The sequence below is a fragment of the Protofrankia sp. CiP1_Cm_nod4 genome (assembly GCF_982290645.1).
Genome location: NZ_CEVIVC010000123.1, coordinates 5,651 through 14,937, shown reverse-complemented (window position 1 = coordinate 14,937; position 9,287 = coordinate 5,651). Strand labels below are relative to the sequence as shown.

11 protein-coding genes and 1 pseudogene are annotated in these 9,287 nt (G+C 67.4%); 3 read left to right on the top strand and 9 right to left on the bottom strand.

All coding sequences use genetic code 11. From position 1 onward, the window contains the following. The 5 genes from AC5LSR_RS19010 to AC5LSR_RS18990 all read right to left on the bottom strand — a co-directional run. A partial coding sequence (locus AC5LSR_RS19010) for a P-loop NTPase family protein (RefSeq protein ID WP_493468751.1) occupies nucleotides 1-852 on the bottom strand: 852 nt, incomplete at its 3' end. Between the two features lie 176 nt (nucleotides 853-1,028). Next, complete coding sequence (locus tag AC5LSR_RS19005) at nucleotides 1,029-1,214, bottom strand: hypothetical protein (protein WP_250285345.1); 186 nt, start codon at nucleotides 1,212-1,214, stop codon at nucleotides 1,029-1,031. Next, nucleotides 1,211-1,378, bottom strand: coding sequence for a pyridoxamine 5'-phosphate oxidase family protein (locus tag AC5LSR_RS19000; RefSeq protein ID WP_250285346.1), 168 nt, complete (start codon nucleotides 1,376-1,378; stop codon nucleotides 1,211-1,213). The genes AC5LSR_RS19005 and AC5LSR_RS19000 overlap by 4 nt, the downstream gene beginning before the upstream one ends. Nucleotides 1,379-1,590: 212 nt before the next feature. Further along, complete coding sequence (locus AC5LSR_RS18995) at nucleotides 1,591-2,001, bottom strand: VOC family protein (protein WP_250285358.1); 411 nt, start codon at nucleotides 1,999-2,001, stop codon at nucleotides 1,591-1,593. 5 nt (nucleotides 2,002-2,006) lie between these two features. Continuing rightward, entirely contained in the window at nucleotides 2,007-2,456 is a 450-nt protein-coding gene (locus tag AC5LSR_RS18990; RefSeq protein WP_250285347.1) for a helix-turn-helix transcriptional regulator, read from the bottom strand. Between the two features lie 830 nt (nucleotides 2,457-3,286). On the opposite strand from AC5LSR_RS18990, the gene AC5LSR_RS18985 reads away from it, so the two are divergent. Next, nucleotides 3,287-3,778: an undecaprenyl-diphosphate phosphatase gene (locus AC5LSR_RS18985; RefSeq protein WP_250285348.1), complete on the top strand. Its 492-nt coding sequence runs from the start codon at nucleotides 3,287-3,289 to the stop codon at nucleotides 3,776-3,778. Further along, the gene (locus AC5LSR_RS18980; RefSeq protein WP_493468752.1) at nucleotides 3,733-4,014 is read left to right on the top strand and encodes an undecaprenyl-diphosphate phosphatase; all 282 of its coding nucleotides are present in this window, start codon (nucleotides 3,733-3,735) and stop codon (nucleotides 4,012-4,014) included. Before AC5LSR_RS18985 ends, AC5LSR_RS18980 begins: the two co-directional genes overlap by 46 nt. 168 nt (nucleotides 4,015-4,182) lie before the next feature. Here the strand turns inward: AC5LSR_RS18980 and AC5LSR_RS18975 are convergent, their stop codons facing one another. Next, nucleotides 4,183-5,064 (bottom strand): PIG-L deacetylase family protein, encoded by an 882-nt coding sequence (locus AC5LSR_RS18975; RefSeq protein WP_250285349.1) that lies wholly within the window; start codon nucleotides 5,062-5,064, stop codon nucleotides 4,183-4,185. 34 nt (nucleotides 5,065-5,098) lie between these two features. Here AC5LSR_RS18975 and AC5LSR_RS18970 point away from each other — a divergent pair, with 34 nt between their 5' ends. Continuing rightward, nucleotides 5,099-6,268 (top strand): glycosyltransferase family 4 protein, encoded by a 1,170-nt coding sequence (locus tag AC5LSR_RS18970; RefSeq protein WP_250285351.1) that lies wholly within the window; start codon nucleotides 5,099-5,101, stop codon nucleotides 6,266-6,268. 5 nt (nucleotides 6,269-6,273) lie between these two features. Here AC5LSR_RS18970 and AC5LSR_RS18965 read toward each other — a convergent pair. The 3 genes and pseudogenes from AC5LSR_RS18965 to tnpC all read right to left on the bottom strand — a co-directional run. Beyond that, nucleotides 6,274-6,596, bottom strand: a pseudogene (locus AC5LSR_RS18965) (transposase family protein); the annotation flags it as partial. Nucleotides 6,597-6,726: 130 nt separating this feature from the next. Beyond that, entirely contained in the window at nucleotides 6,727-7,794 is a 1,068-nt protein-coding gene (locus AC5LSR_RS18960; RefSeq protein WP_250285352.1) for a lysylphosphatidylglycerol synthase transmembrane domain-containing protein, read from the bottom strand. 245 nt (nucleotides 7,795-8,039) lie between these two features. Continuing rightward, nucleotides 8,040-9,287: IS66 family transposase (gene tnpC, locus AC5LSR_RS18955; RefSeq protein WP_493468750.1), on the bottom strand; the 1,248-nt coding region annotated here is incomplete at its 5' end.

The following is a 9,287-nucleotide window of genomic DNA, read 5'->3' as shown; positions in this document are numbered from 1 at the left end:
CTGCAGCGCGTCGGGGTCCTTGGAGAGGAACGACTTCTGCACCTTGGGGACCAGGCCCTCGTAGGTGAGGTTGACGCCCTTGATCTTCACCTTGACCGGCTCCTTGTAGAGGAAGTCGTGGAGCTCGGTCTTGGTGTACTTGCGGATCGGCTTGTCCGGGTCGAGGAAGCCCGACTCGGTGAAGATCCCCACTGTCCACCAGCCGTCCGCCTTGTAGCCGGGGATGGTGATCGCGCCCTCCGCGAGCGACTTGGAGTCGTCGAAGAGCTGGGTGAGGTCGATATCGGAGACCGTGCCCCGGCCTTCGCAGCGCGGGCACATGCCGCCGGTGCGGGTGAAGGTCTGTCTCACGGTCTTGCCGGCGCCGCGTTCGATCGTGATCGCCCCGCTCGCGCGGACCGAGGGGACGTTGAAGGAGAACGTGTTGGGTGAGCCGATGTGCGGCTGCCCGAGCCGGCTGAAGAGGATGCGCAGCATCGCGTTGGCGTCGGTGGCGGTGCCGACGGTGGAGCGGGCGTTGGCACCCATCCGCTGCTGGTCGACGATGATCGCGGTCGTCAGCCCTTCGAGTACGTCGACCTCGGGCCGCACCAGCGTCGGCATGAAGCCCTGCACGAAGGCGCTGTAAGTCTCGTTGATCAGCCGCTGCGACTCGGCGGCGATCGTGCCGAACACCAGCGAGCTCTTGCCCGAGCCGGAGACGCCGGTGAACACCGTCAGCCGGCGCTTCGGGATCTCGACGCTGACGTCCTTGAGGTTGTTCTCGCGCGCGCCCTGCACGCGGAGCAGATCGTGGCTGTCGGCAACGTGCAGCGCAGGCGACTGCGGGTCCGTCCTCGTGGCCATGATCATCGTGTCTCCATCTGTTAGGCGGGGCCGCCTTCGCGGTCTCCGTCGTGTCGCCTGGCTCGATCTGACCAGCTTCGAGCAGTACGTCTGGTTCTCCTTCGCTTCGGCCCGTGGAGCCTCCGGGCCCCGGCCACGCGGCGCGCCCGCCGAGGCGTCGGACCAACAACGGCCGTCGCGCATCAGCTCTCGCGGTCGGACAGCTCGTTCACCTCGCGCCAAGCCTGGATGCGGCGCGGGGAGATACGGAACCAGCGGTACGGGGTGGCCAGCGCACGCGGGTCGAAGCCGGTGCGCGCGATGAACCGGTCACCCCGCTCCTGCGGCAGCGCGTCGATCTCGAGGACCTCGACTTTGCCCTCGATCATGGACACGTCGCGGTGTGGCCCAGCCCCAGCCGGACGGCCCGGGTGGCGGCCAGGTTTCTGCCGGTCGGGATGTCCGTCGGCGTGGCCATCAGCAGCGCCTCGCCGTCCCAGCCGAAGGACAGCGACACCAGGTACGGCGCACCGTCCGCCGAGGCACTGGCCACCTAGACATCGATGTCGTGGGTGAGCCGACGATCGGTGTCGCGACGACGCTGAGCGCGGGAGCGGGGGGGGCGGCCTCATCGGTCCTGAAGCAGCTCGGGGACGTCGCCGTCGAGGTCGGTGCCGGTGGCCACCAGGCGGCCGGCACCGGCGTCGTGCGCGGGCTCCTTCGCGGTGCCGTCTGTGCAGGTCATGGCTGCGATCGCCGGACGACTCAGCGGAGCTCGTTGATGCGGATGAGGTTGCCCGCGGGATCGCGGACGGCGCAGTCGCGAACGCCGTACGGCTGCGCGGTCGGCTCCTGGACGACCTCGGCGTCGCTGGCCTGCAGCCGTGCGAAGGTGCCGTCGAGGTCGGCGGTGGCCAGGGTGATGCGGGCGTAGCTGCCCTTGGCCATCATCTCGAGGATGGTGCGGCGCTCGTCGTCGGTGATGCCGGGGTCGGCGGCCGGCGGCTCCAGGACGATGGACGTGCCGGGCTGGTCGGCAGGGCCGACCGTGATCCAGTGCATCCCGCCGTATCCGACGTCGTTGCGGACCTCGAAGCCGAGGGTGTCGCGATAGAAGGCCAGGGATGCGTCCGGGTCGTCGTGCGGGAGGAAGGTCCCGTGAATCGTGATGTCCATGGCGGTCACGCTAGCTGCGGCTCCGTGACCCGCGCTTCTCGATTCCTGATCGGTCTGGTCACCTGTTTCGCCACGCACGGCGGCATCCCCGCCGTCGCGCGCGTCGCATGGCGCCGGTAGGTGCTGGGCGGCATACCGACCAGCTCGGTGAAGCGACTGCTGAAGGTGCCCAGCGACGAGGAGCCGACCGCGAAACAGACCTCGGTGACGCTGAGGTCGCCACGACGCAGCAGCGCCATCGCGCGTTCGATGCGCCGCGTCATGAGGTAGCCGTATGGCGACTCGCCGTAGGCGCGCCGGAACTCGCGGCTGAGGTGCCCGGCCGACATGTGCGCGCCGCGGGCGAGCGCCTCGACGTCCAGCGGCTGCGCGTATTCCCGGTCGATCCGGTCGCGGACGCGGCGCAGCCGCGCGAGGTCGTGCAGGTGCTGCGTCGCGGCGGGTGTGCTGGTCACCTGCGAGATCGTGCCACGTCGCGCCGGGGTTGCTGGCGTCCCGCCCCACTCCGCCCTCCTGGCCTGCACCTGGTACTCCGCGACTCGCGGATTAGCCGCTTGCCGGTCTCCCGGTGGGTTCCCGCTCCAATCCGCTGGACCCATGTCGTGCCAAGGAGTTCTCCTGTTCCGTTGCAGAGCCCAAGCCAAGCTTGCGCCATCTTCATGCCGGGCATCGCCGGAGCAGTAGGCAGCTTTCCCTCTGACTTATCCCGGGCAGCATTAAGGCCCTGGTTTTGATGCCACCTGGCTTAACGACACGTCATCGATGGTTCACTCTCGTTCGCCTTCTTGGCTCATACCTGCCGCCTCTCACGACGGCTTTTCCGCGGACGTTCACCACCATGGCTCATTCACCACAGCAACTCGTGGCGGTTTGACACCAGCACCTGCATGCCGATACAGAAGGGCCTACCTTCATCTCCACAACAGCATGGTTGCTGTCGAGCGATCGCGGTTTTTTGCGCGCTCGGAGGCCGAGAGAATCTGGACGCCTGCGCCGCAGCCGGTTCCCAACTGGCCGCCGTGCACGTCCAAAAATCGGTACTGGGCCGCGAATCCTCCCTGGGGCGTTTATTGAAAATCTCACCCGAGGCGGCGGTCGGGATTTCGGCGACACGTCCAGGTCGGGAACGGGTGATCAGCCGCCGACACACTACATTTTTCGACCTTACATCTTCTACACATGGTATTCACATGATCGGGGTGCCAGTGTGCGGTTCTGACACATGCGTCAGGTGTTACCGAGCCCCGAGCCGGCCCATCGGTCGCATCCTTTCGAAAGTGAGTCCATGCCGCATCTCTGTTTCTTCGAGGCCGGTGTCATCGGCTTTCTACAGGGCATCACAGAGCTGTTCCCCGTGTCCAGCCTCGGCCACAGCGTCCTCATCCCGGCGGTCATCGGCGGCGGCTGGGCGCGGGACCTCAACGTGTCCGCCCCCAAATCGCCCTACCTGGCGTTCATCGTGAGCCTTCACGTCGCCACCGCCGTAGCTTTGATCATCTATTTCCAGCGGGGCTGGATCTGCATTGCCAGGGGCCCGGTGACCTCGTTGCGGGACTGTGAAGTGGACACGCTGGGCCAAAAGCTCGGATGGCTTCTCGTCGTCGCCGCCATCCCATCCGACTTGCGGTCGACCGAACCGTATTCCGACAGGGCTGTGCATTCTGATGTGGCCGCCGACCAGCGGTTGTCCCGTCTTCGCGGGTTGACGCGCTCGTTGTCGGATCAGCGCAGATCATCACCCTGGCACCGGGCGTCAGCAGGTCAGGAATCACCATGATGGCCGGACTGTTCCACGAGGACGCGGCCTATTTCTCCTTCCTACTTGCCATCCCGGTCATCCTCGCGGCCAGCGTACTCAAACTGCCCGATCTGTCCGGCCCGCCCGGCAGCGGTATCCGTGCCCAAGTGTTGTTCGGCACAGTCTTGTCCGGTGTGGCCACCTACCTGTCCGTGCGGTTCCTCGCCCGATACTTCGAGAACCGTCCCTCACCCCGTTCGCCCTCTACTGCATGACGGCGGGACTGTGCTGCCATGCCCGCTTCACCCTGTTCTGACCTGCCGGGGAGCCAAGATGGTCGAGGAACGGTCCTTTCGTTGCACCAGTGCCACACACATCGAATCCGGGGAATTATGCAGCAGTGCTCAGAGAAGGGTGAACCCATCCGCCGGGCTACTTCAGCGTCAGGTTCCGACAGCGTCCTCGCTCTGATGCGCATAATTGTTAGTCATGTCGATAATAGTGTGGTCGGGAGTGTCCGCCAGGCTTGCGAAAATGTTGTCGAGGAGCGGTTCTGTGGGTGTCCGACCATACTCGACATACCATTCGCGACCGAGTACCCACCGGAACACCGGGCGGGGAATCCGGAGCAGCACGGTCAGCGTTCGCAGGCCGGAGTCGGCACTGGTCTGGCTGACGTGCGCCGCCATGGCCGCGCGTTTCTGTCGGACGTAGCGGCGCACGTCGACCCGGTGGGTCAGCGCATCCGGGGCGGTGTAGGCGCCTGCGAGGCGGGCGGGAGCGAAGTCCGCGGGGATACCAGGCAGGTAATGGATGATCCGCAGTGCGCGTTGCAACCGGCTTCGATCCACTGTGGCCTCGAGGACGACGGCGGTGCCCGCCATCGTGGCGGCGCGCATGCCGACGTGGTGCACCTGCACATGGTCGGGATGACCATAGCCTCCGACCGGGTCGTAGATGGTCAGCACGTCCGCCCGCTCCTCACGCAGGATGTCCGCCAAACGCGCGGCGGCCTCGTCGACGTCCTGCCGGGCGAACGCCCGCTCCGCCCCGGAGGGTGCTTCTGTCATCCCAGAGTCGTCGTAGCCCAGACACTCGACCCGCGCGCACCCGAGCACCGCGGCGGAGCGCAGCAACTCGGCCCAGCGACGCTCGGTAAGATCACAGCCGGCCAGCATCGCGGCGGACGCGAGGCCCGATCCACCGGCGGTGGCGACCACGAGGACCACCCTGTGACCTTCCGCAGCGGCTCGCGCCAGGGTTCCCGCGGTGAGCAGCGCCTCGTCGTCGGGGTGTGCGTGGAACGAGACCAGTGTGTAAGGCATCTACAAAGTCTGCACCAGGAAAGACATCCGATATGTGCCTGGCTCGGCCAACCTGGGGAGCTTTCGCGTGAGAATCGCCCATGTCACGGACTTCTATCTGCCTCGACTCGGTGGAATCGAGATGCACATCCACGACCTGGCCATGCGTCAGCAGGCCGTCGGTCACTCCGTCGAGGTAATCACTTCCACTCCAGGGCCGGCCGAGGAGCGCACGGGCGGACTGCGAGTGCATCGCCTGACCGAGACGGTCGCATTTCCCTCGATGCTCCATCCGGCCGCCCTGCGAACCAGCCGACTGCTGCTGCGGGACAGGGCATACGACGTCATCCACGTACACGCCGGCCTGATCTCCCCCCTGGCGTTCACGACGATAGCGGCTGCGGGCAGCGCCCCTACCGTGGTGACAATGCATTCGCTGATCTCCCACCTGGAGCCTGCCTTCCGGATCCTCGATACCGGTTTCGGGTGGTCATCGTGGCCAGTGGTGTGGACGGCCGTCAGCAACGTGGCCGCCGAACCGCTGCGACGGCTGGTCGGCACGGCGCCGGTGTTCGTTCTGCCAAACGGAATCGACGTTTCGGCATGGCAGGTGGCTCCGAAGCCCCGTGACCCGGACGAGGTGGTCGTCGTCGCGGTCATGCGCCTGGCGCCTCGCAAGCGGCCCCGGCAACTGCTGCGCATGCTCCACAGGGCGCACAGAGCACTGGAGCCGACGTTTCGTCTGCGCGCCGTGGTTGTCGGGGACGGCCCGCAGCGGCGATCGTTGGAGCGATACCTTCGCCTCCACCGCATGACCGAGTGGGTAAGCCTGCCGGGCCGGTTGTCCCGGGCTCGGATCCGCTCCCTGTTCGGGCGGGCTGACTTGTTCGTCGCACCCGCAACCCTGGAATCCTTCGGCATCGCCGCCCTCGAGGCCCGCTGCGCGGGCCTTCCCGTGGTTGCCAGGGCCGAAGGCGGAATACGCGAATTTGTCCGTGACGGCGATGAGGGGATCCTCGCCGAGAGCGATGACGGCATGGTCGAGGCAATTGTGCGGCTTGCCGCCGACCCCGCTGAGAGAGAGGCCATCGCGGCCCACAATCGGGCGGTTCCACCACCGATGGCCTGGCCGGATGTGTTGCAGCGCACCGCTGCGATGTACGCGATCGCGACCAACGACGTACGGCCGGCGCTGACCCACAATCGGTTCCCGGCGGCGGGTTGAGTCGTTCCCCTGGCGTTGTCCGACAGGCTCGCAGCGGTGACGGCCACGGCGAGGAGCAGGCCGAGCGTGTCCGTGACGATGCCCCGCTTGCGGTCGACGGTCTTCTTGCCGGGGTCCGTGCCCTGACTGGTCAGGGGGAAACGTCGGTGGAGGTCTTGACGCTCTGGGTGTCGATGATGCACGCGGTCGGTTCGGGCTTGCGGCCCTCCTTGACGCGGGCCAGACCGGTCAGGTTGTAGTTGAGATGAACGAAGATACCCTCGTCCCGCCAGGTCGCGTGGTGGGCGTAGACGGTGCCGTGCGGCGGAAAGTCATGGGGCAAATATTTTCAGCGGCGGGCATACCGTTCCGCACGCTGGCATCACACGGTACCGACGATGCCCGCACGGCGACCGCCTGTCACCACCGGAATCTTGGCAGAGTCGTTACCCGGACAGACCCCACCCCCGGATACCGGCTCAAATGATCCGACGGCGGACGAGGAACGCGAAGACGCACGCCCCGGGCATCAACGGCACCCAGACCGTGAGCAGCCGGTACCCGAGGACCACCCCGATTGCGGCCGGTGAGGAGATCCCAACCGCGACGAGCCCCGTAGCAAGGGTCACGTCAAGCGCACCCAGACCACCTGGCGATGGCACGATCACAGACAGCGAGGAAGCGACCAGGTAGATGAGGACCACGGTCCCGGCCGGGGCGGGAACGCCGACGGCGCGCAGCACGGCGATGAGGATCACGGCGTGCAGCAGCGGTACCGACAACGATCCCAGCCAGAGCTTGGCGGCACGGGCCGGATCCCGCACGACCCCGGCCAGCACTGTCAGCTCACGCATCATGTGGGTCCGGGCGGAGGTGAGGCGCGTGGTGAGCGTTCTCCTCCACGTTCCCGCGCGGCGCCGGTTCACCACCGTCCCCACGACCAGCATGAGTGCCAGCACGGCGATCAATGCGAGCCCGATCCAGGGACGGTGGACAACGCCGGTGACAGGCCGTCGCCATGTCGTCCACCGTACCTGTGTACCGACGCTGGTGAGGACGGACGGAGCCAGCCCGATCATGGCCGCGAGCAGGATCAGATGGGTCACCATGCCCGCGAGGGAGTTCAGGCCCACTGCTCCCAGGGCCGCGCTCCTGCTCATCCCATGCCGTTGCAGGAAGCGGACGTTGACCGCGATACCGCCAGACCCGGCCGGAAGCAGATGGTTGGTGAACGACGCGGCGATCTGTACCGCGAACAGCCGCCTCAGCGATGGACGTAGCGACATCGAACCGAGCTGCGTCACCGTGCCGGCAACCCAGATCATCGCGGTGGCGAGCACCGCGAGAGCCAACCACTCCCGGTCAGCATGAATCAGGTTGTTCTCGCCGACGCCGAGAGCGGGACGGTGCAGAAACCCCAGAACGATCACCGTCGTGGCGACTCCGGTCCCCAGTAACACCCGCAGCCAGGAGGAACCGGCGAACGCCGCGCCCTTGAGCGCAGAAACAGGACGAGTGGAATGGAGCTCAGGTGTTTCCGTACCCATGGAAGCCTTTCACTATCCGACTCCGTCGGGACCAGCGTGTCTCCCCTCACAGTACCCACGCCCGATGGACGACCGCTGGTCGCGATGCGGCGGGGCCATCCTTCCGGCAGTCACCGCCAGGATCATCGCTGTAGGTCACGGCGTAAACATTCAGCTGGTTTGAAGATCTTGCTGTAGGTGGTGGTTCGGGCATGGCGGCGGGCCGCGCCGGTGGTCGGCGCGGCTGGATCAGGTGGGCGGTTCGGTCAGGCGGGCACGGCGACGGGTGGCGGCATCCAGGGCGTGCCGTGGAACGCGAGGCGCAGCGCGTGCATCGCGGACATGCCGTGCTTGCGGGCGGTGGACAGGTAGCTGGCGATCTGCAGGCGGCAGGCAGTCGCGGCTGTGGAGGTGAGCCGACCGGAGATCTTCTGCTGCGTCCTGAACGGCCGTAGGTCGCGCTCGCTCGCATTGTTCGTCGGCCACACGTCGAGATCGAAGACGAACCGGAGCACGTCGGGCTGCCGGTCACGCAGGCACTCGAGCAGGCAGCGCCCGACCGGCTGCTTCGCGCCCTTCGCGGCCGGGGGCACGGCGGCGAGACCGACGCGGACCGCGCCGCGGTACTCCGCGAGCAGCGGGTCACGCAGCGCGGCGGGGACCTCGGCCAGCCCGGCCGCGCGGGCGAGGTTGGCCTGGTGGACCAGGCCCCGCAGCGCTTGGCGGAGCTGGACCGGCCACACCTCGCCCGGGTAGGTCTCGACGGTGTCCTCGATGTCGCGCAGCAGATGACTGACGCACAGCTGGTGGAGGAACCCGGTGAACTCGTCACAGTCGTACAACGCGTAGCGGTCGTGGACGACAACCCCGAGCATCCGGCCGAGCAGGAACGCCCGGAAGCTGGCCTTGTCGCGGCGGCCCAGCACGAACAGGGTGAACAGCAGCGTGGAGGCCGAGAGCACGTAGCGCTTCTCGCCCTTCGGGCCGACCTTCAGCGGCGTCTCGTCGAACCCGACGACCTTCTCGGACGCGATCCGCTGTTCGATCGCGTCGACCGCCTCGGCGACCGCGTCCGCGCCCAGCGCCAGCAGCGAATGCAGCCAGCCGGTCGAGACCTCCACCCCACACAGCTCGACGATCCCCTCCTGGGTCCGTTCGACCGGGAGGTGCTGGCGGACCAGGAAGTACAACGCGAGCGCGCGCAGCTCCGGCCCGTACGACACCGGCGCCGCGGACAGCCCCTCGGGCCGGGCGGCCACATGGCGACGCCCGCAGCCGCACACCACCGGGTAAAGGTCATGCTGGGTCACGGTCGACCGGGCCGGCTCGAGATCGTGGGCCTGGTGCGAGCGCGCGGCCCCCGTCACCGTCGCCCCGGCGAGCGCCGCCCCGCAGCCACACGCACCGCCCGGAAAGTGCTGTTCGACCCGGTCCGGGTCCTCCCGCCAGGCCAGCGTCAGCCCGTCCGCGCCCGGCTGCTTGCCGCGCTGCTTCTTCCCCGCCCCGCCACCGCC